At 43.9% G+C, this 20841-nt stretch carries 23 protein-coding genes and 1 pseudogene; 21 read left to right on the top strand and 3 right to left on the bottom strand.

Annotation, left to right across the window (positions count from 1 at the left end):
- Window positions 1-97: 97 nt before the first annotated feature.
- Window positions 98-298, bottom strand: a complete 201-nt coding sequence (locus TOI97_RS09605) for a hypothetical protein (protein WP_321553905.1) — start codon at window positions 296-298, stop codon at window positions 98-100.
- A gap of 780 nt (window positions 299-1078) precedes the next feature.
- Here TOI97_RS09605 and TOI97_RS13350 point away from each other — a divergent pair.
- The 17 genes and pseudogenes from TOI97_RS13350 to TOI97_RS09520 form a co-directional block, all read left to right on the top strand.
- Window positions 1079-1275, top strand: a pseudogene (locus tag TOI97_RS13350) (transposase); the annotation flags it as partial.
- 935 nt (window positions 1276-2210) lie between these two features.
- Entirely contained in the window at window positions 2211-4106 is a 1896-nt protein-coding gene (mnmG, locus tag TOI97_RS09595) for a tRNA uridine-5-carboxymethylaminomethyl(34) synthesis enzyme MnmG (protein ID WP_321553903.1), read from the top strand.
- Window positions 4103-4747, top strand: a complete 645-nt coding sequence (gene rsmG / locus TOI97_RS09590; protein ID WP_321553902.1) for a 16S rRNA (guanine(527)-N(7))-methyltransferase RsmG — start codon at window positions 4103-4105, stop codon at window positions 4745-4747. The genes mnmG and rsmG overlap by 4 nt, the downstream gene beginning before the upstream one ends.
- A 13-nt stretch (window positions 4748-4760) precedes the next feature.
- Window positions 4761-5552 (top strand): ParA family protein, encoded by a 792-nt coding sequence (locus TOI97_RS09585; protein WP_321553901.1) that lies wholly within the window; start codon window positions 4761-4763, stop codon window positions 5550-5552.
- A 9-nt stretch (window positions 5553-5561) separates the two neighbouring features.
- A complete protein-coding gene (locus tag TOI97_RS09580) occupies window positions 5562-6431 on the top strand; it encodes a ParB/RepB/Spo0J family partition protein (RefSeq protein WP_321553900.1) in 870 nt (289 codons plus the stop codon).
- A gap of 170 nt (window positions 6432-6601) precedes the next feature.
- Window positions 6602-6961, top strand: coding sequence for a F0F1 ATP synthase subunit I (locus TOI97_RS09575; RefSeq protein WP_321553899.1), 360 nt, complete (start codon window positions 6602-6604; stop codon window positions 6959-6961).
- Window positions 6962-6976: 15 nt separating this feature from the next.
- Window positions 6977-7789 carry a F0F1 ATP synthase subunit A gene (gene atpB / locus TOI97_RS09570; protein WP_321553898.1) on the top strand — a complete coding sequence of 271 codons (813 nt, stop codon included), beginning with the start codon at window positions 6977-6979 and terminating at the stop codon, window positions 7787-7789.
- 67 nt (window positions 7790-7856) lie between these two features.
- The gene (gene atpE, locus TOI97_RS09565) at window positions 7857-8096 is read left to right on the top strand and encodes a F0F1 ATP synthase subunit C (RefSeq protein WP_269818599.1); all 240 of its coding nucleotides are present in this window, start codon (window positions 7857-7859) and stop codon (window positions 8094-8096) included.
- A gap of 84 nt (window positions 8097-8180) precedes the next feature.
- Window positions 8181-8651 (top strand): F0F1 ATP synthase subunit B, encoded by a 471-nt coding sequence (locus TOI97_RS09560; RefSeq protein ID WP_321553897.1) that lies wholly within the window; start codon window positions 8181-8183, stop codon window positions 8649-8651.
- A 12-nt stretch (window positions 8652-8663) separates the two neighbouring features.
- On the top strand, window positions 8664-9200 hold the full coding sequence (locus tag TOI97_RS09555; protein ID WP_321553896.1) for a F0F1 ATP synthase subunit delta: 537 nt from the start codon (window positions 8664-8666) through the stop codon (window positions 9198-9200).
- 15 nt (window positions 9201-9215) lie between these two features.
- Window positions 9216-10760 carry a F0F1 ATP synthase subunit alpha gene (gene atpA / locus TOI97_RS09550; protein WP_321553895.1) on the top strand — a complete coding sequence of 515 codons (1545 nt, stop codon included), beginning with the start codon at window positions 9216-9218 and terminating at the stop codon, window positions 10758-10760.
- Window positions 10761-10811: 51 nt separating this feature from the next.
- Complete coding sequence (gene atpG / locus TOI97_RS09545) at window positions 10812-11681, top strand: F0F1 ATP synthase subunit gamma (protein WP_321553894.1); 870 nt, start codon at window positions 10812-10814, stop codon at window positions 11679-11681.
- A 30-nt stretch (window positions 11682-11711) separates the two neighbouring features.
- Window positions 11712-13088 (top strand): F0F1 ATP synthase subunit beta, encoded by a 1377-nt coding sequence (atpD, locus tag TOI97_RS09540; RefSeq protein WP_321553893.1) that lies wholly within the window; start codon window positions 11712-11714, stop codon window positions 13086-13088.
- A 77-nt stretch (window positions 13089-13165) separates the two neighbouring features.
- On the top strand, window positions 13166-13591 hold the full coding sequence (locus TOI97_RS09535; protein ID WP_321553892.1) for a F0F1 ATP synthase subunit epsilon: 426 nt from the start codon (window positions 13166-13168) through the stop codon (window positions 13589-13591).
- Between the two features lie 110 nt (window positions 13592-13701).
- On the top strand, window positions 13702-15060 hold the full coding sequence (gene glmU, locus TOI97_RS09530; protein WP_321553891.1) for a bifunctional UDP-N-acetylglucosamine diphosphorylase/glucosamine-1-phosphate N-acetyltransferase GlmU: 1359 nt from the start codon (window positions 13702-13704) through the stop codon (window positions 15058-15060).
- A gap of 269 nt (window positions 15061-15329) precedes the next feature.
- The gene (locus TOI97_RS09525) at window positions 15330-15623 is read left to right on the top strand and encodes a hypothetical protein (protein WP_321553890.1); all 294 of its coding nucleotides are present in this window, start codon (window positions 15330-15332) and stop codon (window positions 15621-15623) included.
- A 114-nt stretch (window positions 15624-15737) separates the two neighbouring features.
- Window positions 15738-16331, top strand: a complete 594-nt coding sequence (locus TOI97_RS09520) for an RNA-guided endonuclease InsQ/TnpB family protein (protein WP_321553889.1) — start codon at window positions 15738-15740, stop codon at window positions 16329-16331.
- Between the two features lie 13 nt (window positions 16332-16344).
- Here the strand turns inward: TOI97_RS09520 and TOI97_RS09515 are convergent, their stop codons facing one another.
- Together TOI97_RS09515 and TOI97_RS09510 are read right to left on the bottom strand one after the other, a co-directional pair.
- On the bottom strand, window positions 16345-16755 hold the full coding sequence (locus tag TOI97_RS09515; RefSeq protein WP_321553888.1) for a TM2 domain-containing protein: 411 nt from the start codon (window positions 16753-16755) through the stop codon (window positions 16345-16347).
- 92 nt (window positions 16756-16847) lie between these two features.
- Window positions 16848-17072 (bottom strand): Mpo1-like protein, encoded by a 225-nt coding sequence (locus tag TOI97_RS09510; protein WP_321553887.1) that lies wholly within the window; start codon window positions 17070-17072, stop codon window positions 16848-16850.
- 466 nt (window positions 17073-17538) lie between these two features.
- On the opposite strand from TOI97_RS09510, the gene TOI97_RS09505 reads away from it, so the two are divergent.
- The 4 genes from TOI97_RS09505 (at window position 17539) to TOI97_RS09490 (ending at window position 20403) form a co-directional block, all read left to right on the top strand.
- On the top strand, window positions 17539-17784 hold the full coding sequence (locus tag TOI97_RS09505; RefSeq protein ID WP_321553886.1) for a transposase: 246 nt from the start codon (window positions 17539-17541) through the stop codon (window positions 17782-17784).
- A 156-nt stretch (window positions 17785-17940) separates the two neighbouring features.
- The gene (locus TOI97_RS09500) at window positions 17941-18720 is read left to right on the top strand and encodes an N-acetylmuramoyl-L-alanine amidase (RefSeq protein ID WP_321553885.1); all 780 of its coding nucleotides are present in this window, start codon (window positions 17941-17943) and stop codon (window positions 18718-18720) included.
- A 17-nt stretch (window positions 18721-18737) separates the two neighbouring features.
- On the top strand, window positions 18738-19964 hold the full coding sequence (locus tag TOI97_RS09495) for a nucleoside recognition domain-containing protein (RefSeq protein ID WP_321553884.1): 1227 nt from the start codon (window positions 18738-18740) through the stop codon (window positions 19962-19964).
- 16 nt (window positions 19965-19980) lie between these two features.
- The gene (locus TOI97_RS09490; RefSeq protein WP_321553883.1) at window positions 19981-20403 is read left to right on the top strand and encodes a PA0061/PA0062 family lipoprotein; all 423 of its coding nucleotides are present in this window, start codon (window positions 19981-19983) and stop codon (window positions 20401-20403) included.
- Window positions 20404-20841: the final 438 nt, after the last annotated feature.

Here is a 20841-nt window from a genome sequence, read left to right as displayed (position 1 = left end):
AAGTACCAGCGGCCAAGGGCATCTTCGTTGAAGCCTACCAGAGCGGAATTTATATTGGCTCAGGCCGTAACTGTCCCACACCTTGAAGTAGTGGCCATTATGGTAGACCTGCCCGTTTTTCCATTGAGCTGCACCTGTATTGACGGGTATCAGGTTTGACTGTGCAGCCCAAGCTCTTTACCTGCGCCCTTTGTGTAGGGTGCATATCATACGCAGACAAAAACATACCACGCTCTTTAATCGAGCGTTGACTTAATTCATTAACAAAGTTCCAGACGAAATTGACGCTGCGAGCCATGCTGTTTAGCAAGGGCACATGCCTGTCTCGGACTCGGACTTTTAATGTTTTGGTGTGCCTTATCATACTGTATACAATACCAGTGTCAGTCTGTACTGCAAAGACTTTAGCAACCTGTTAAGGGGTTAAGGGGCTGCTTACGCAGCCCTCGCTATCCACCCTCTCACTAAAAGTACGAGGTCTTACGCGATTTTGATAAAGATTCATTAACAGTGTTTGTGCATACCGTTACCTGTGGATAACTTAGTGGATATCTTTACACATACACAATTGATATGTGATTAGCTTCTAAATATTGAATGAGGTTATTGGGTGCTTATTATTTTAAATTTTGCAAAAATAAAGTATTAATCCTAGCTGCTTTACCTGTGTATAACTTTGTGGGTAACTTGGGGTAAGTGGTCTTTTAGGTATGCAGAGAAACTGTTCAACGTGTCATTGCTATCTTTTACTCAAGCCTTGGAAACTACCTATAGACCTTGTATTTACTGACTTAAAGCCTATTTATATATTTTTTAAAAAAAGACAGTGCATTTGTTTTTTGTAAAAATACACTTGAGTGGACTTTATAATCACTTCTTCGTACGTATTTTTAGGCTGTGCATAACTTTCAAATAAGAATCTAACTGAGGTGACGTCACCTCATGATTTCTCTGTGGATAAGTTGGTTTTAACAATTGCTAGCAGAATTCCCCCACCTTTTAGGTGGGGGGATAAATGCGATTGCATGATGAAATAAGACTCATTCTTCAGCATAAGCATGGATAGGCTTGAAAGTAAGTGCTGTTAGACATAAATGCGCATTCGGGCTTTTTGCTCAATTATCACTGATACTTGTCACTAAGTACCGCTGGAAGATATTTGATGCTGTTGTATCAAGCAGAGCAAAAAAGATTTTTGATCGCATTGCGCCTCACTATAAAATTGAGTGCATAGAATGGAGTCATGACAAAGATCACGTTCATATTCTGTTCAAACGGTTACTGTTACCAACCGCTCAATCAAACTATCTAAGGTGGGGCATGTTAAAGCTAGGATTGATCGCAAGAACAAAAGTTACACGGTATCAAGAACACCGTCCGGCAACTACTTTTCCAGTGTACTGGTTGAAACTATTGCCCCACCATTACTCAAAACCAACAGCAATATAAGCATTGATTTAGAGTTAACAGACTTTATTCTGATGTCAGACTAAACACGAGGCTCATCCTAAGTTTTTAGCCAACTCAAGGAAGGGTTACCTGTTGGATATCAATGACAGAAACCCTCGGTGCGAAGGAGTTAGCCGAATCAATCTGCATAACCTCTGCTGTGGTGCAACGCCCCCACCAAGTCTGTGCATGACCTAGAAAACCGCCAATTCTAAAGTGACGGGTAGTTCATAAGTACAGTTCCCCACACAATTACGGCACAAAAAAGGGGCTTAACCGCCAATATTTACTTGATTTACAGGGGGTTAAACTCTGTGGAGAACCCTAAGTGAGATAGGTTGATAACACGTGACTAATTCTGTGGATAACTTGACTTGTGGATAACTCGACTTGTTATCCACAAGTTTAATTGGCTTATCCAACGTACCTATTCGCCCTTAAGCACAGATAGATACATAACCTAAAGTATTGATTTATAAGGGTTTTATAGAGTTATCTACAGAAGATTAGCTCAGTAGTAGTAACAGCATTAATAAGCTTTATATCTTTATTCTATATTTATTATTTTTTACCTGTAAATTTATCTGTGTACAAAAATTAAGCAATGAAAGCTTCTGCAAAGAACAAGAAAAATCTATACAATTGCTGACTTAGAGCTCGCTATCGCCAACCAATCGGCTTAAATGCAAATGCATAAGTGTATAAATTCACCTTTGCACTGATGAGCTCATCCGTATTTATCTAAAATCCTGAGGTATATGGTGGATTATCCTTCTCGTTTTGACGTGATAATAATTGGTGGTGGCCACGCTGGTACGGAAGCTGCACTCGCAGCTGCTCGTATGGGGGTTAAAACTTTATTACTAACCCACAACATCGAAACCCTCGGGCAGATGAGTTGTAATCCAGCAATTGGTGGTATTGGTAAAAGCCACTTAGTTAGAGAAATTGATGCTCTTGGCGGAGCCATGGCAAAAGCAGCTGATTTAAGCGGTATTCAATTTCGTATTTTAAACAGTCGAAAAGGACCAGCTGTACGTGCAACACGGGCACAAGCTGACCGTATTCTTTATAAAGCAGCAATCCGTGAAGTATTAGAAAATCAACCTAATTTATGGATTTTTCAACAAGCGGTTGAAGACCTTATCGTTGAAAATGATGACGTTCGAGGTGCCGTAACCCAGATGGGTTTACGTTTTTTTGCTGATAACGTTGTATTAACAACAGGAACGTTCTTAGGTGGAGTGATCCACATCGGTTTAGATAACTACTCTGGTGGGCGTGCAGGCGATCCTCCTGCAAATGCATTAGCTAAACGTATGCGTGAACTTTCTTTAAGAGTTGATCGGTTAAAAACAGGTACCCCTCCTCGTATTGATGCCCGTTCTGTAGATTTTTCAGTTATGACTGAACAGCCCGGTGATTCACCAATGCCAGTGATGTCATTTATGGGTAAGCCAGAACAACATCCAGAACAAGTCAGTTGTTGGATTACTCACACCAATAGTCGTACACATGAAATTATTGCCAATAACCTAGATCGATCACCGATGTATGCAGGCGTGATTGAAGGAGTCGGTCCACGCTATTGTCCTTCTATCGAAGATAAGATTCATCGTTTTGCTGATAAAGACAGCCATCAAATCTTTTTAGAACCAGAAGGTTTAAGAACCCATGAGCTGTATCCAAATGGTATTTCCACATCTTTGCCATTTGATGTGCAATTAGATTTAGTGCATTCAATCCGAGGTATGGAAAACGCACATATTATTCGCCCTGGCTATGCCATTGAATACGATTACTTTGATCCACGTGACTTGAAGTACAGTTTAGAAACCAAAGTAATTAACGGCTTGTTCTTTGCAGGACAAATCAATGGTACAACCGGTTATGAAGAAGCAGGTGTACAAGGTTTATTAGCGGGTAGTAACGCTGCATTACGTGCTCAAGGAAAAGACAGTTGGCATCCTCGTCGTGATGAAGCTTATCTTGGCGTATTAATTGACGATTTAATCACATTAGGTGCACAAGAACCCTATCGTATGTTCACTTCACGTGCGGAATATCGTTTGATTTTACGTGAAGATAACGCAGATATGCGACTCACTGAAAAAGGTCGAGAAATTGGTTTAGTTGATGATGAGCGTTGGGCATTTTTTGAGGCAAAACGTGAAGCTATTGCACAAGAAGAACAGCGTTTAAAAGACACTTGGATACGACCAGGAACACCAATGGGAGAGGCAGTGATGAAGAAATTCAATACACCGCTAACCCATGAGTACAACTTACTTAATCTGCTGGCGCGACCTGAAATTAATTACCTTGATCTCATTGAAGTAACAGGTAATGGCATTACTGATGAGCAAATTGCTCAGCAAATAGAGATTAAAACTAAATATGCTGGTTATCTTAGTCGTCAACTTGATGACATTGCTAAAATGCGCGCCAGTGAAGAGGTTAAGCTACCGGCAGAACTGGATTACACTTCTATTTCAGGGTTATCCAAAGAAGTTCAACAAAAATTAATTGATAGTCGGCCTGAAACCTTAGGGCAAGCTTCACGTATACCTGGGGTTACCCAAGCAGCTATTTCTTTATTAATGGTCTATTTGAAAAAGCATAAAGTGAGCCAGATGTTGGAGCAACCAGATTCATGAGTATGACTGCACGGCATGCGCAAGAACTGACTCAAGGCGCCAAAAAGCTTAATGTAAATCTAAGTCAGCAGCAGCAAGAGTTACTACTGCAGTATTTAGGTTTATTGATTAAGTGGAATAAAGCTTACAACTTAACTGCAGTGCGTAATCCCAATGAAATGGTGTCACGCCATCTACTTGATAGTTTAAGTGTAGTGGAATATGTCGATCTCTATGGGGATAATTGGTTAGATGTAGGTAGCGGTGGAGGAATGCCTGGTGTGCCCCTAGCGATTATGTTTCCAGAGCGACGGTTTACTTTGCTAGATTCCAATGGCAAAAAAACACGATTTCTGACTCAAGTAAAACTAGAGCTTAAATTGGATAACTTAGAAGTTATCCACAGCCGAGTAGAGGACTATACTCCACAACAAGCTTTTACTGGCATTATTTCTCGTGCTTTCAGTGCGCTGGCTGACTTTACTCAGTGGACACGCCACCTTGGTGACCTAAACACCAAGTGGTTAGCCATGAAAGGTGTACATCCTGATGATGAGTTACAAGCATTGCCAGAAGATTTTCGTCTTGAAAGTTGTCAGATTTTAAAAGTACCAGGCTGTCAAGGGCAGCGGCACTTGCTGATCTTGCAACGTCATTCATAATTTAGGAGACAACATGGGCAAGGTCGTGGCAATTGCCAACCAAAAAGGTGGAGTCGGTAAAACTACAACATGCATTAACTTAGCAGCGTCGCTTGTAGCAACACGCCGCCATGTGTTGTTAATTGATCTTGATCCGCAAGGCAACGCTACTATGGGTAGTGGAGTTGATAAGCATAGCTTGGAACATTCAGTGTTGGATGTGCTAACAGGACAAGCTGACTTAATTGATGTGATGCAGTTTTCAGAGGAGGGTGGCTATCAATTGCTGCCTTCTAACCGTGATTTAACTGCAGCAGAAGTTGTGCTTTTAGATCTACCCAACAAAGAACGCCGCTTATTGGATGCTTTAGCACCGGTACGCAGTAACTATGACTATATTTTGATCGATTGTCCGCCTTCTTTGAGTATGCTGACTATTAACGCAATGGTTGCGGCCGACGCTGTAATTATTCCGATGCAGTGTGAGTATTTTGCTTTGGAAGGATTAACAGATTTAATCGGTAGCATTCAACGCATTGCCGATCAGTTGAATCCTGAACTGGAAATAGAAGGTATTTTGCGAACCATGTATGATCCACGGTTAAGTTTAACCAATGATGTGTCGCAACAACTCAAAGATTATTTTGGCGAAAAACTATATGACACCGTTATTCCACGTAATGTGCGCTTAGCAGAAGCACCTAGTCATGGTTTGCCAGTTTTGGCTTACGATAAAAAGTCACGTGGAGCTTTAGCTTATTTGGAGCTTGCTGCTGAGCTATCACGTCGTCAGCGTGCCAAACAGCGTGCTGCAAAACACGCATAAGGAATCACTATGGCGGTTAGAAAACGCGGCCTCGGACGAGGACTTGATGCATTATTGAGCAGTGCGACAGCGAATACTTTGCAAGATCAGGCAGTAAAAGCCAATGCAAATGAGTTACAGCATTTAAGCTTAACTTGTATTCGGCCAGGAAAATATCAGCCACGTCGCGATATGGATCAAGCCAGTTTAGAAGAGTTGGCGCAGTCCATTAAAGCTCAGGGTGTGATGCAACCCATTGTTGTCCGTCTCGTTGCAAAAAATATTTATGAAATTATTGCTGGTGAGCGCCGCTGGCGTGCATCAAAATTGGCAGGATTGGAGAGTATTCCTGCTTTAGTGCGTGATGTCAGTGATGAAGCTGCCATCGCCATGGCTTTAATTGAAAATATTCAGCGGGAAGATTTAAATCCGGTTGAAGAAGCCATTGCTTTGCAACGCTTGCAAAAAGAGTTTGAATTGACTCAACAAGAGGTTGCCAATGCGGTGGGAAAATCGCGCGCAAGTGTGGCGAACTTATTGCGTTTAATCAGTTTGCCTGATGAGGTGAAAACTTTGCTTGCCCATGGTGATTTAGAAATGGGGCATGCGCGGGCTTTGTTAGGGTTACCTGAAGATCTGCAAATAGAAGCAGCGCGAGATGTTGTGGCTAAAGGGCTAACGGTAAGACAAACCGAGGCCATGGTACGCAATATGCAGGTAGAGAAGCCTGCTAAAGAGAAACCCATAATTGACCCAGATGTTCAGCGTTTGGAAACAAAACTAGCCGAGCGACTAGGTACGAAAGTGCAGATCAAACACGGTCAAAAAGGCAAAGGACAGCTGGTAATCAGTTATGGCACATTAGAAGAGTTGCAAGGGGTTTTGGCACATATTCGCTAAGTTTTTATAGCTGTTGGTCTTATATATTGACATGACAGTTGAATGAACAGCGTTAGCCAACTATACTTTGCGCGCAATTTTGTTGCTATTTTTGTTTCGATGAAACAAATAGCGAAGGAATCAGGCAAACAGTGGCGTATCGAAATAAAGTTCCTTTTCATCGGCAGCCAATGTTTCGCGTCATCGTGCTACAGGCTACGGTGGGTGTTCTGATCGGATTGTTATTTGGGTTAGTACAAGGATGGACTGCAGCTTACTCGGCATTGCTTGGTGGGCTGGTAGCAGTCATACCGAACGTGTATTTTACATACAAGGCATTCCAGTATTTTGGTGCACGTTCAATCGCCGTAATCGTCCAGTCTTTTTGGGCTGGTGAGATGGGCAAACTAATACTTACAGCAGTGTTTTTTGCAGTGCTGTTTTTGGGGGTGAAACCATTGAATGTGTTTGCTGTGTTCTCTGGTTATATATTGGTGCAGATTACATCTGCAACATCACTTCTTTTGACTAAAAGCTTTCTAAAGCGTTGAGCGGTTGAGGCATTTATGGCACAAAGTTCTGCTGAATATATTCAGCACCACCTACAAAATCTTACCTTCGGTAAACTAGACGGTACATGGCAATTTGCTGAAACTGCTGAGCAAGCCCAAGCAATGGGTTTCTGGGCAATTCACGTGGATACCATGGCGATGTCATTGCTGATGGGTTTTTTATTCTTGTTTTTATTCCGTCGTGTTGCTGTAAAGGCAAATGAAGGAGTACCAACAGGACTACAAGGCTTTGTCGAAGTGGTGGTTGAGTTTGTACAAAACATGGTTCGCGATACTTTTTACGGTCGCAGCTCCCTGATTGCACCTTTAGCATTGACCATTTTCATGTGGATTTTGCTAATGAACAGCTTAAAATGGATCCCAATTGATGTGATTCCAGGCTTAGCAGCTGCTGCAGGTATTCCTAACTTTAAATATGTACCTACAGCTGATCCAAACGCTACGTTCGGTATCTCTATCGGTGTCTTTTTCTTAATTGTTTTCTATAGCATTAAGATTAAAGGCGTGGGTGGATTTGCTAAAGAGCTGTCATTTACCCCTTTTAAACACTGGTCGTTGATTCCTTTTAACTTATTCCTTGAGTTACTAGGTTTGTTGACCAAACCACTAAGCTTAGCATTACGTCTGTTTGGTAACATGTATGCTGGTGAAGTGGTGTTTATCCTGATTGCGCTACTGCCGTTTTACGTTCAGTGGGCGCTTTATGGGCCATGGGCAATCTTCCATATTCTGGTGATCCCGTTACAGGCCTTTATCTTCATGGTGCTGTCAATCGTTTACCTGAGCGCAGCCCACGAGAGCCATTGACGCGAAAGCGAGCGTTAATCCAAAACTTTAACTGTAAACCTTAAAACTTAAAACTCTAGGAGTAACTATGGAAATCGTAATTATCGCTGCCGCCATCATCATTGGTATGGGCGCATTAGCTACTGGTATCGGCTTTGCACTGTTAGGTGGCAAACTGCTCGAATCAACAGCGCGTCAGCCTGAGTTGGCACCGCAATTACAAACTAAAACCTTCATCATGGCTGGTTTACTTGACGCCGTACCAATGATCGGTGTTGGTATCGCTATGTACCTGATCTTCGTTGTTGCTCCAGGTATGGCAGGCTGATCTAGCGATTTCATCGCGCAGTAAATTTATTTGCTGCGCGAAGTTATCTTTCAGATACACAACGAAATAGCATGAGGTAGATCAGTGAATATTAACTTGACACTTGTTGGTCAATTGATTGCCTTCGCTATTTTTGTCTGGTTCTGCATGAAGTTCGTATGGCCACCAATTACGAATGCAATGGATGCACGCCAGAAGAAAATTGCTGAAGGTTTAGATGCAGCTGGACGCGCCGAGCGCGATCTAAAGCTAGCTCAAGAAAAAGCGACAGAACTGTTGCGTGATACTAAAAAAACTGCTGCAGAGATGCTTGAAAAGGCGAATAAAACAGCGAGTGAAATTGTTGAAGAAGCTAAGCAACAAGCGCGCGAAGAAGGCGACCGTTTGATTGCAAGTGCTAAATCAGAGATTGATCTTGAGGTAAATCGCGTTAAAGAAGATCTCCGTGCGCAAGTTTCAGTATTGGCGATTGCGGGTGCAGAGAAAATCCTCGATTCATCGGTGGATGCAAGTGCTCACAATAAAATGGTCGAACAATTGGCCGCACAACTTTAAGCGAGGCAAGCGATGCTGAATATCAATACGCTTGCTCGACCTTACGCAAAAGCAGCTTATGAGCATGCTTCAGCAGCAGGTCAAGTTGACGCTTGGTCTGCGATGTTGGCACTCACTGCAGCGGCGGTAACTGAGCCGGTCGTTCTTAAGCAGCTGGGTAAACCAGAGCTGACTCAAGATGACAAGGTCGCGTTTCTAAAGCAACTGTGTGATGGCGATATCGATGACTCTTTCGGTAATTTCCTCAGTATTCTGAGTGAAAATGACCGTTTGACTTTACTTCCAACGGTGAGCGAAATGTTTGAAGCTGTTAAGGCTCAGGCAAATCGTACCTTGGAAGTTGAAGTGCAGTCGGCTTTTGAGCTTAGCGCAGAACAACTCCAAACACTGGCTGCCGCCTTATCTAAGCGGCTTGATCGTACCGTTCAACCCAAAGCGACTGTAAATCCCGCTTTAATTGGCGGTTTGCACATTCGTGCTGGTGACTTAGTTATTGACGGCTCGGTCCGCGGCAAACTGAATAAGTTAGCCGAAGCGTTGAAATCCTGATTTGAGGGGCATGGCATGCAGCAACTGAATCCTTCCGAGATTAGCGAGATCATTAAGCAGCGTATAGCTCAGCTTGATGTATCTGCGCAAGCCCGTAATGAAGGCACAATCGTCAGCTTGTCTGACGGTATCGTACGTATCCACGGCTTAGCCGATGTAATGTACGGTGAAATGATTGAATTCCCAGGTGGTATTTTTGGTATGGCACTGAACTTGGAGCGCGACTCCGTAGGTGCTGTAATTCTGGGTAGCGCTTTCGGTCTAACCGAAGGCATGAGCGCCAAGTGCACAGGACGTATTTTAGAAGTTCCGGTTGGTCCAGAACTTTTAGGTCGTGTTGTGGATGCACTGGGTAATCCGATTGATGGTAAAGGCCCAGTCGAAACCAAACTAACTGATGCAGTTGAAAAAGTTGCACCGGGTGTAATTTGGCGTAAGTCGGTCGACGAGCCTGTGCAAACAGGTTATAAATCTGTCGATGCGATGATTCCGGTTGGTCGTGGTCAGCGTGAGTTGATCATTGGTGACCGTCAGATTGGTAAAACAGCTCTAGCTGTTGACGCCATTATTAACCAAAAAGACAGCGGTATTAAGTGTGTTTACGTTGCAATTGGTCAGAAGCAATCGACCATTGCTAACGTTGTACGTAAGCTTGAAGAACACGGTGCGCTGAGCAACACTATTATTGTTGCAGCAAGTGCATCTGAATCTGCTGCACTGCAATATCTAGCACCTTATGCTGGTTGCACCATGGGTGAGTACTTCCGTGACCGTGGTGAAGATGCGTTAATCGTTTACGATGACCTATCTAAACAAGCTGTAGCATATCGTCAAATTTCTCTCTTGCTACGTCGTCCACCAGGACGTGAAGCGTACCCAGGTGACGTGTTCTACCTCCACAGTCGTTTGTTGGAGCGTGCATCACGTGTATCTGAAGAGTACGTTGAAGAGTTCACTAAAGGTGAAGTGAAAGGTAAAACCGGTTCTTTAACTGCTCTGCCTATCATTGAAACCCAAGCAGGTGACGTTTCAGCATTCGTACCAACCAACGTAATTTCTATTACTGATGGTCAGATTTTCCTAGAGTCAGCTATGTTTAACTCAGGTATCCGTCCAGCAGTTAACGCAGGTATTTCGGTATCGCGTGTTGGTGGTGCTGCTCAGACTAAGATCATTAAGAAGCTGTCTGGTGGTATTCGTACCGCTTTGGCTCAATACCGCGAATTAGCGGCTTTTGCTCAGTTTGCTTCTGATTTAGACGAAGCAACACGTAAGCAGCTTGAGCACGGTGAGCGTGTTACCGAGTTGATGAAGCAGAAACAGTATGCACCAATGTCAATCGCTGATATGTCTGTGTCACTGTATGCTGCTGAACGTGGCTACTTAGCTGATGTAGAAGTTAATAAAGTGGGTGCTTTCGAGGCAGCCTTGTTAGCCTTCTTCAAACGTGACTACGCTGACTTAATGGCGAAAATCAATGAGAAGGGTGACTTTAATAACGATATCGACGCTTCTATTAAAGAAGGTATCGAGAAGTTTAAGGCCACTCAGAGCTGGTAAGCCGCAGCGGGAGTATTAAAACTCCCGCTTGCTTAACCTGAAGGGTGACAAATGGCAGGCGCAAAAGAGATTCGCAGTAAAATTGCGAGCATCACAAGTACGCAAAAGATCACCAGTGCCATGGAGAAAGTGGCGGTCAGTAAAATGCGCAAAGCACAACAGCGCATGGTTACAGGTCGTCCTTATGCAGAGCGTATTCGTCAGGTCATTGGCCATTTAGCTGAAGCCAATGCTGAGTACAAGCATGAATTCATGGTCGAACGTCCGGTTAAACGTGTAGGTTACATCGTTGTTACATCGGATCGTGGTCTGTGCGGTGGTCTGAACTTTAACCTGTTCAAGGCCCTGTTTAATAACATGAAGGACTTACAACAAGAGGGCGTTCAAGCAGAATTCTGCGTGATCGGCAAGAAAGGCGTAAGTTTCTTCAAAGGCCAAGGGCTCAGTATCACTGCTGCAATCACCGATTTAGGTGAGGAGCCAGGGATTAATGACCTGATTGGCAGTATCAAAATTATGCTGGATGCCTTCTCTGAAGGCCGTCTCGATCGTTTGTACATAGTATCGAATAAGTTTGTAAATACTATGACGCAAAAACCAACAGTTGAGCAGTTAGTGCCACTAGCGGTTGAAGGCGAGGGGCTGGATGGTGATCGTATTGGTTCTTGGGATTATATTTATGAGCCCGGTGCCCAGCAGTTGCTGGACTCACTGATTGTTCGTTATATCGAATCTCAGGTGTACCAAGCGGTTGTTGAGAACACAGCATGCGAACAAGCAGCTCGAATGATTGCGATGAAGAATGCAACAGATAACGCTGGCGATCTTATTGATAACCTTCAACTGGTTTACAACAAAGCTCGTCAAGCAGCAATCACTCAAGAAATTTCAGAAATCGTCGGCGGCGCTGCCGCGGTTTAAGAACGGTTCAAATATTCAGAGGAACCAGATATGAGTAGCGGACGTATCGTTCAAATCATCGGCGCCGTTATCGACGTGGAATTTCCACGCGAACAGGTACCGAACATTTATGACGCACTGAAAGTACAGGGCGTTGAAACTACACTCGAAGTTCAACAGCAGTTGGGTGACGGTGTAGTACGTACTATTGCCATGGGTTCGACCGAAGGTCTAAAACGTGGTTTAGAAGTGGTTAATACAAACGGACCTATTACTGTACCAGTGGGTGTTAAAACTCTTGGTCGTATTATGGACGTACTGGGTAACCCAATTGATGAAGCGGGTCCAATTGGCGAAGAAGAGCGTTGGGGTATTCACCGCGCTGCACCTTCTTACGCTGAGCAAGCAGGCGGCAATGAAATTTTAGAGACAGGTATTAAGGTTATTGACCTGATTTGCCCATTCTCTAAAGGTGGTAAAGTCGGTTTGTTCGGTGGTGCCGGTGTTGGTAAAACCGTAAACATGATGGAGCTGATCCGTAACATTGCGATCGAGCACAGCGGTTACTCAGTATTCGCGGGTGTGGGTGAGCGTACTCGTGAAGGTAACGACTTCTATCACGAGATGAAGGACTCTAACGTACTCGATAAAGTAGCACTGGTTTATGGTCAGATGAACGAACCACCAGGTAACCGTTTACGTGTTGCTTTGACTGGTTTGACCATGGCGGAAAAATTCCGTGACGAAGGTCGTGATGTATTGTTGTTTATTGACAACATTTACCGTTACACCTTGGCTGGTACTGAGGTATCTGCATTATTAGGTCGTATGCCTTCTGCAGTAGGTTACCAACCAACGTTGGCTGAAGAAATGGGTGTTCTGCAAGAGCGTATTACCTCGACTAAAGCAGGTTCTATTACTTCTATTCAAGCCGTTTACGTACCTGCGGATGACTTAACTGACCCATCGCCAGCAACTACGTTTGCGCACTTGGATGCTACCGTTGTTTTGTCCCGTGACATTGCATCTTTGGGTATTTACCCTGCTATTGACCCACTGGACTCAACTTCACGTCAGCTTGACGCTGCTGTGATTGGTCAAGAGCACTATGATTGTGCTCGTGGTGTTCAATATGTATTGCAACGTTACACAGAGCTTAAAGATATTATTGCGATTCTAGGTATGGACGAGCTGTCTGAAGAAGATAAGCAGTTAGTATCTCGTGCACGTAAAATCCAGCGCTTCCTATCTCAGCCATTCTTCGTGGCAGAAGTCTTTACTGGTGCGCCAGGTAAATACGTATCGCTGAAAGAAACCATCCGTGGTTTCCAAGGTATCTTGAATGGTGACTACGATGACATGCCAGAACAAGCGTTCTACATGGTTGGTACCATCGATGAAGCCATTGAAAAAGCGAGCAAAATGTAATTTGCAAACCTTTTTGGTGAGCAATATGGCGACGGATGCTTTGGCATCCGTGCAGCCAAAAAACTGAGGCGATCTATATGGCCATAACAGTCCAGTGTGACATTGTTAGTGCAGAAGAAGAGTTGTTCTCCGGTTTGGTCGAAATGGTCATTGCTCATGGTCACATGGGTGATTTGGGTATTTTACCTGGCCACACTCCCTTGATTTCTACAATCAAGCCGGGCCCTGTCCGGGTGATTAAGCAGGGTGGTAGCGAAGAGGTGTATTACATCTCTGGTGGCTTTATCGAAGTACAACCAAAGTCAGTTAAGGTATTAGCAGATACGGCTATCCGTGCTAAGGATCTTGATGAAGCTGCTGCGCTAGAAGCGAAAAAAGCTGCTGAGCAAGCAATTCAGCAGAGCAGTGCTGATTTTGATTACGCATCTGCTGCAGCCCGCTTAGCTGAAGCGGCAGCACAGTTACGTACGATTTCTGAGCTGCGCAAAAATATTCGTCGATAAGCAAATCATGCTTCATCGCGACAATAAAAAAGGGTAGCCTAAGGTTACCCTTTTTTATTGCTTATTTTTAATACATTAAGCACTTACATACTTCACTTAGGATTAATTGCATGTCGTTGGATATTGTTATTCTCGCTGCTGGCCAAGGTACGCGAATGCGTTCGGCCTTACCGAAAGTATTGCACCCCATTGCTGGAAAATCCATGCTGGCACACGTTGTAGATACTGCGCGCAAGTTAAAACCACAGAGCATTCAGGTGGTTATTGGTCATGGTGCAGAAACTGTGCGTGAGCAATTATCTGACGATGATGTCAGTTTTGTAGTGCAAAGCGAACAGTTGGGCACGGGACATGCTGTGGCACAGGCACTACCTAACCTTAAAGCAGAAAACACCTTGGTGCTATATGGTGATGTGCCACTGATTGAGGCAAGTACTTTAGAAAGCTTGCTGACTCAGCTGAGTGCTAACAGTATGGCACTATTAACGGTTCATCTAGATAATCCTGCTGGTTATGGCCGCATTATGCGTAATGAAACAGGCGCAGTGCAAGCCATTGTTGAGCACAAAGATGCCAACCCTGAACAGCTAAAAGTCCGAGAAGGTAATACTGGTATATTAGCTGCTCCACGTGAGCGTATGGCTGATTGGTTAGGTCGCTTGTCTAATAGTAATGCGCAAGGTGAATATTACTTAACAGATATTATTGCCATGGCAGTAGAAGAAGGTTTCATGGTAGCAACTGAGACTGCCAACGATACGATGGAAGTACAAGGTGCTAATGACCGTTTGCAACTTTCTGAATTAGAGCGACACTATCAAAAACGCGCTGCTGAGACTCTAATGGCACAGGGTGTTACTTTACTTGATCCCTCTCGTTTTGATCTGCGAGGTGAAGTGACAGTAGGACGTGATGTTTTTATTGATATTAATGTGATCTTAGAGGGTAAGGTTGAAATCGCAGATAATGTCTCTATTGGTCCTAACTGTGTGATTAAAGACTCTATTTTACGCAGTGGTGCAGTGGTTAAAGCCAATAGTCACCTTGAAGGTGCTGAAGTTGGTGAGGGAGCAGATTGTGGTCCTTTTGCACGCTTACGCCCAGGGACTGTGCTAGCTGCTAATGCTCATGTGGGAAACTTTGTTGAGTTGAAAAATACTCATCTAGGTGAAGGTGCTAAAGCTGGACATTTAAGCTATCTAGGTGACAGTGAAATTGGAGCGCGTACTAATATTGGTGCAGGTACTATTACTTGTAACTACGATGGTGCTAATAAGTTTAAAACTGTAATGGGTGAAGATGTCTTTATTGGCTCGAACAGTTCTTTGGTTGCACCCTTAAACTTAGGTGATGGTTCAACAACTGGAGCAGGTTCGACAATTACCGCAGATGTTCCTGCACAAGCTCTAGCGGTGGGGCGTGGACGCCAACGTAACTTAGAAAACTGGCCTCGTCCAACCAAGCGCTAAATATTTAGCATTTACAGCACATTAATAAAAAAGCTGCTTAATACTTGGATGATTAAGCAGCTTTTTATTGTGATAAAGATTATCAAAATCGCGTAAGACCTTGTGCTTTTAGTGCGGGGATGGATAGCGAGGGCTGCGTAAGCAGCCCCTTAACAGCTTGCTAAAGTCTTTGCAGTATAGGTTGAACTGGTATTGTATACAGTATGATGAAGTACACCAAAACATTAAAAGTTCGAGTACAAGATAGGCATGTGCCCTTGCTAAACCGCATGGCTCGCAGCGTCAATTTCGTCTGGAACTTTGTTAATGAATTAAGTCAACGCTCGATTAAAGAGCGAGGTGTGTTTTTGTCTGCTTTTGATACGCATCCCTACACTAAGGGCGCAGGTAAAGAGCTTGTGCTGCACAGCCAAACCTTGCAGTGCGTTGCAGGTGAGTATGTCACACGCCGCAAGCAGTTTAAGAAGGTGCGGCTGAACTGGCACAAATCAGCAGGCGGTGTATGCCGCTCACTGGGCTGGATACCCGTCAATACGGGTGCGGCACAATGGAAAAACGGGTAGATCTATCATAGCGGCCACTATTTTAAGGTCTGGGATAGCTACGGTTTGAGCCAATATAAATTCCGCTCGGCCAGTTTCAATGAAGATGCCCGTGGCCGCTAGTACTTCAATGTTGTGGTTGATATGGAGGTCGAACCAAGCAAAGGCCAAGACCGTATCGGTATTGACCTGGGTTTGACCGACACTGCCACCTGCTCGGATGGCATAAAACTGGAAGCGGGTCGCTTCTATCGTGGCCTTGAGGAAAAATTAGCCATAGCGCAACGAGCCAGAAATAAAACCCAAGTCAAAACCATTCACGCGAAAATTGCTAACCGTAGAAAAGACGCATTGCACAAATTTAGCCGCGAGCTGGTCAACCGCTGTGGTGAAATCTATGTGGGCAACGTCAGTAGTTTAAAGCTCGTTAAAACCACGATGGCCAAGTCAGTGCTGGACGCTGGCTGGGGTCAATTAAAAACAATGCTGGACTATAAATGCGCTCACGCAGGCATTGTTTTTAAGGAAATTGACGAGGCATACACCACCCAAACCTGTTCGAGTTGCGGCAGTTTGCCCGAATCGAGGTCGAAAGGCATCGCAGGACTTGGAATAAGAGAATGGACGTGCAGTGGGTGTGATGTCACCCACGATTGCGATGTTAATGCGGCACGGAACATTCTCGCAGCCGGGCATGGCCGTCTAGCAGTAGGAATTCCCGTCCTTTAGGGTGGGGAGGATGTCAAAAGGATGAATGGAAAATTTGATTGCGTGTTGATATTTGCTGATTCATAGTCCAGAAATCATAAAGCACGCCAAGTAGAAAAAAACCGCCTGTTAGTAAATATAAGATGCCTGTAATCCATTTGCGTTGATACATACGGTGTATGCCAAATACGCCTAGAAATGTGAGTAATATCCAAGCAACATTGTAATCAATGCGCCCTGTGGTATAGCGCATATTAGCTGCACGATCCATGCTAGGTATTAAAAACAAGTCAATAATCCAACCGATAAAGAATAACCCTAAGGTGAAAAACCAAATGGTTCCTGTTATGGGTTTACCATAATAAAAGCGGTGGGAGCCTAAAAAACCAAAAATCCAAAGTAAGTATCCCATCACGGGTGTGTGGCTATCGCTATTGTATTGCATAAAGCTGTCCTTACAGATGTGCTGTAGCAGATATGACTTATTTAAATTGAAAAGGTTGCCTTGTATTCATTGGTTTGCTGATTAAGCTGAGCTTAAATATCTGTTCTGAGGGCTTTACATAAGCCGCAAAGAAAAGCCAGTTCGACGGCAATAAATAGAGGACCAATCGCAACCCCCATCATATCATCGATAAAAGCAGGTTGACGCTCTTCAAAATAATGGTCAATAAATTGGATAATCCGCCCAATGGAAAAATGAGCGACCCCTAGGCTAACCAAGCTGTTGTGTATCAGTGTGCAACTATAAAGACAGAGCAAGAAATATACCCATAGCAATGCCTAAAGGAACATCTAGGTGTAGGTAAAAAGCGTGATTAAAGTTGTTATTCCTAGGGCAGGGTTCCGGTTAATACGGCTGCAGCGCAGTGGGAAAATAGACAGGTCTACCAAAATGGTAGTGGTTGATGTTGAAGCTGGGATACCAGAGGTCAAGAACGTATCGGTATTAATCTAGGCTTAACGGATATGAGGGCTCCAAGCTGGACACTTTTATTATCTCCTTGAAGAGAAGCAGGCTATAACGCAGCGGGCTAGAAATAAAACCCAAGTAAAAAGCATTCACGCTCAGATTGTTAGTTGTAGCAAATAGGCGCTGCACAAGTTCAGCCGCACCTTGGTCAACCGCTGCGGTGAAATCTATATGGGTAATGTGAGTAGCTCAAAGTTCGTTAAAACCAAGATGGCTAAGTCAGTATTGGGTGTTAGTTAGAGGTAATTAAAAATAATGCTAGATTATAAATGCGCTCGCGCAGGCATTGTTTTTAAGGAAGTTAACGAGGCATACACCACCCCACTTGGTTCGGTTTGTGGTAATTTGCTTGAATCGAGGTTGAAAGGTATCGCAGGGCTTGGAATAAGAGAATGGACGTGCAGTGGGTGTGGTGTCGCTCACGATCGCGATATCAACGCGGCACGTAACATTCTCGCGGCTGGGCATAGTCGTCTAGCAGTAGGAATCCCCGTCCTTTAGGTCGGGGAGGATGTCAATGTGCAAAACTGTGTGCAGTAACGTGTTCTTAGAAACCCGATCATTTAAAGTGCATTGTACGCAAAGGTGTCATGTAATCATGTATCCAAAAATGTACTGCATAAAACCTTGAGTTTCTTTACTTAATTTAGGAAGGGTATGAAATACCTAGCATTAATATTTTTACTGATGTTGTCAGGCTGTTCTGGACTGAAAATTGATGATAGCTATCAGTCGGAAGGGCATGATAGTCGTGTGCAATTTATTGTATTGCATTATACGGCAAGTGATTTACCTCGTTCTCTGCAGTTATTAACAGGTGATCAGGTCAGTAGTCACTATTTAATTGCTGAGCAGCCAGCTACAGTCTATCGCTTAGTGGATGAAAACCGTCGAGCGTGGCATGCAGGTGATAGTCAGTGGAGTGGACGTACTTGGCTGAATGCGACCTCTATTGGTATTGAAATGGTTAATCGCGGTTACATTACTGGGCCTGATGGAGAAAAAGTTTGGCAAACTTGGAGTGATCAACAAATCGATACATTAATCGTGCTGTTAAAAGATATTATGCAGCGTCATAACTTAACCCCAGCAAGTATAGTTGGGCATAGTGATATTGCGCCGCAACGTAAAGTGGACCCAGGTCCCTTATTTCCATGGCAGCGCTTAGCTCATGAGGGGTTGATTGACTGGCCAAATCCGCAAGCTGTAGCTTTTTACCTAACAGAGTTTAGTCAGCAAATGCCTTCTGTGGAATGGTTCCAACAACAGCTCGCTAAGATAGGTTATGCGGTACCTGAGCATGGCGAGCTTGATCAAGCAACACGTAATGTGTTGGCCGCTTTTCAAATGAAATATAGGCCGCAGCGTTATGATGGAGAGCCTGACGCACAAACAGCTGCAATGTTATTAGCATTATCCACACAGTTTAATCGCTAACCTGAGGAGCAAATTGCATGTTAAATGGTTTGTGGCTCGGTTTTTTTATTATTGCCAGTATTGCTGGACTTGTGCGTTGGTTTGGTGGAGACCCTGATGTTTGGGCTGCGATGGTAGAAAGCTTATTCAGTATGGCCAAACTATCTGTAGATGTGATGCTGTTACTCTTTGGTACGCTTACGCTATGGTTGGGTTTTTTGAAAATTGCAGAGAGAGCTGGTTTAGTTGATTTGTTAGCGAGGTTGTTGGGGCCTTTATTTTCCAAACTGATGCCAGAAGTGCCTCGAGGTCATCCGGCCTTGGGGTTAATTACGTTGAACTTTGCGGCCAATGGATTGGGTTTAGATAATGCTGCCACACCTATTGGCTTAAAAGCGATGCGCGCTTTGCAAGAACTTAACCCATCGACTAGCAGTGCTAGTAATGCGCAGATTTTATTTTTAGTTTTAAATGCATCCTCCCTGACTTTGTTGCCTGTGACTATTTTTATGTACCGTGCGCAGCAAGGAGCAATCGATCCCACTTTAGTGTTTCTGCCTATCTTATTAGCAACCAGTGCGTCTAGTTTGGTGGGGTTATTATCTGTTGCTTTTATTCAGCGTTTGAAGATTTGGCACCCTGTAGTGCTAGCTTACCTTGTACCATGCGCTTTATTGCTAGGAGGTTTTATGGCCTTGCTTGCAACGTTAAGTGCCACTGCACTGGCCAGCTTATCTTCATTATTGGGAAATCTAACGCTGTTTAGCATCATTATGTGCTTCTTAGTATTAGGTATGGTGCGTAAGGTGCCTGTTTATGAAACCTTTATTGAGGGAGCTAAAGAGGGGGTTGCAGTCGCTAAAGATTTACTTCCTTACCTCATTGCTATGTTGTGTGCTATTGGTGTGTTACGTGCCTCTGGTGCTTTAGAGTTTGGGTTAGATGGTATTCGCTGGTTGATTGAGTGGTTTCAGTGGGATTCACGCTTTGTTGATGCGTTACCGACTGCGATGGTTAAACCTTTCTCAGGTAGTGCAGCCAGAGCGATGCTAATTGAAACCATGCAAAGTCAGGGGGTGGATAGTTTTCCTGCTTTAGTTGCTGCAACAATTCAAGGGAGTACTGAAACTACTTTTTACGTACTCGCAGTTTATTTTGGAGCTGTAGGTATTCAGCGGGCACGGCACGCGGTGGGGTGTGCACTATTAGCTGAGCTGGCTGGTGTGATTGCTGCAATTGGGGTGTGTTACTGGTTCTTTGGCTGATCAGGAGTGGATTGAAGTGAGTGTAAAGTCTTTACGGTTCGCATGGGTCGCTGTGCTAGTAGTAACTTGTCTTGCTTGTGCTGCTCCTTTACCGGAGCATGATCCGAATATGGCTTGGATTGATATCCAAGCTCGTGCTGGGCATCAATTATCAGCACAACGTTTAGATGGCAGGAGAGTGGATGATGCACGGTATGTTCAAGTCAGTCCAGGTGCTCACCAGCTTCAGGTACGTTTAATTTATAATCGGGGAAGTAGTCGAACTGGTGAAAGTCAACGGCGTTGTCTGATCGATATTGTTTATCCAGAGTTTGTCGCAGGTGAGCGTTATCGTATACAAGGGGTGGCACAAGGTTGGATGGTAAGGGCTTGGTTATACGGTAGTGATGGACAGCGTATTGTTGAGAGTTTACCAGTGCGTTGTGGTTCACAATATTGATGTCTTTTAATAATTTTGAAACATTTTGAGTTAAAGGGCTTTACAGCTTTTTAAAAACCTGTAGAATGCGCACCTCGTTAGGCAAACACAGTAATAACTGCTTAGCGTAAGAGTTTGATTCTTAAGGAAAAATCTTAAAAATTAAACTTGACAGGCTGAAGTTCTAGTGTAGAATGAGCGGCCTGCCAAAGAGGCTTAAATACCTCTGTGGCATCAAGGGTTGAGCGGAAGTTAAATTTCCTAAAAATAAACCTTGACAGATTAAATGGTGAGTGTAGAATACGCCACCTCGCTGAAGCAGGTAGCTTCAACGAAACGTTCTTTAACAATTTGAATCAAGCAATTCGTGTGGGTGCTTGTGTCGATGATTGATAGTCAAAAAGATTATCAGCAACACAAGTTACTCTGTGAATTCATAGAGTTATTTTTGTCTTTTTA

The sequence above is a fragment of the Denitrificimonas halotolerans genome, from assembly GCF_034259425.1.
Classification (GTDB): Bacteria; Pseudomonadota; Gammaproteobacteria; order Pseudomonadales; family Pseudomonadaceae; genus Denitrificimonas; species Denitrificimonas halotolerans.
This window is presented reverse-complemented; position numbering and strand designations above follow the sequence as displayed.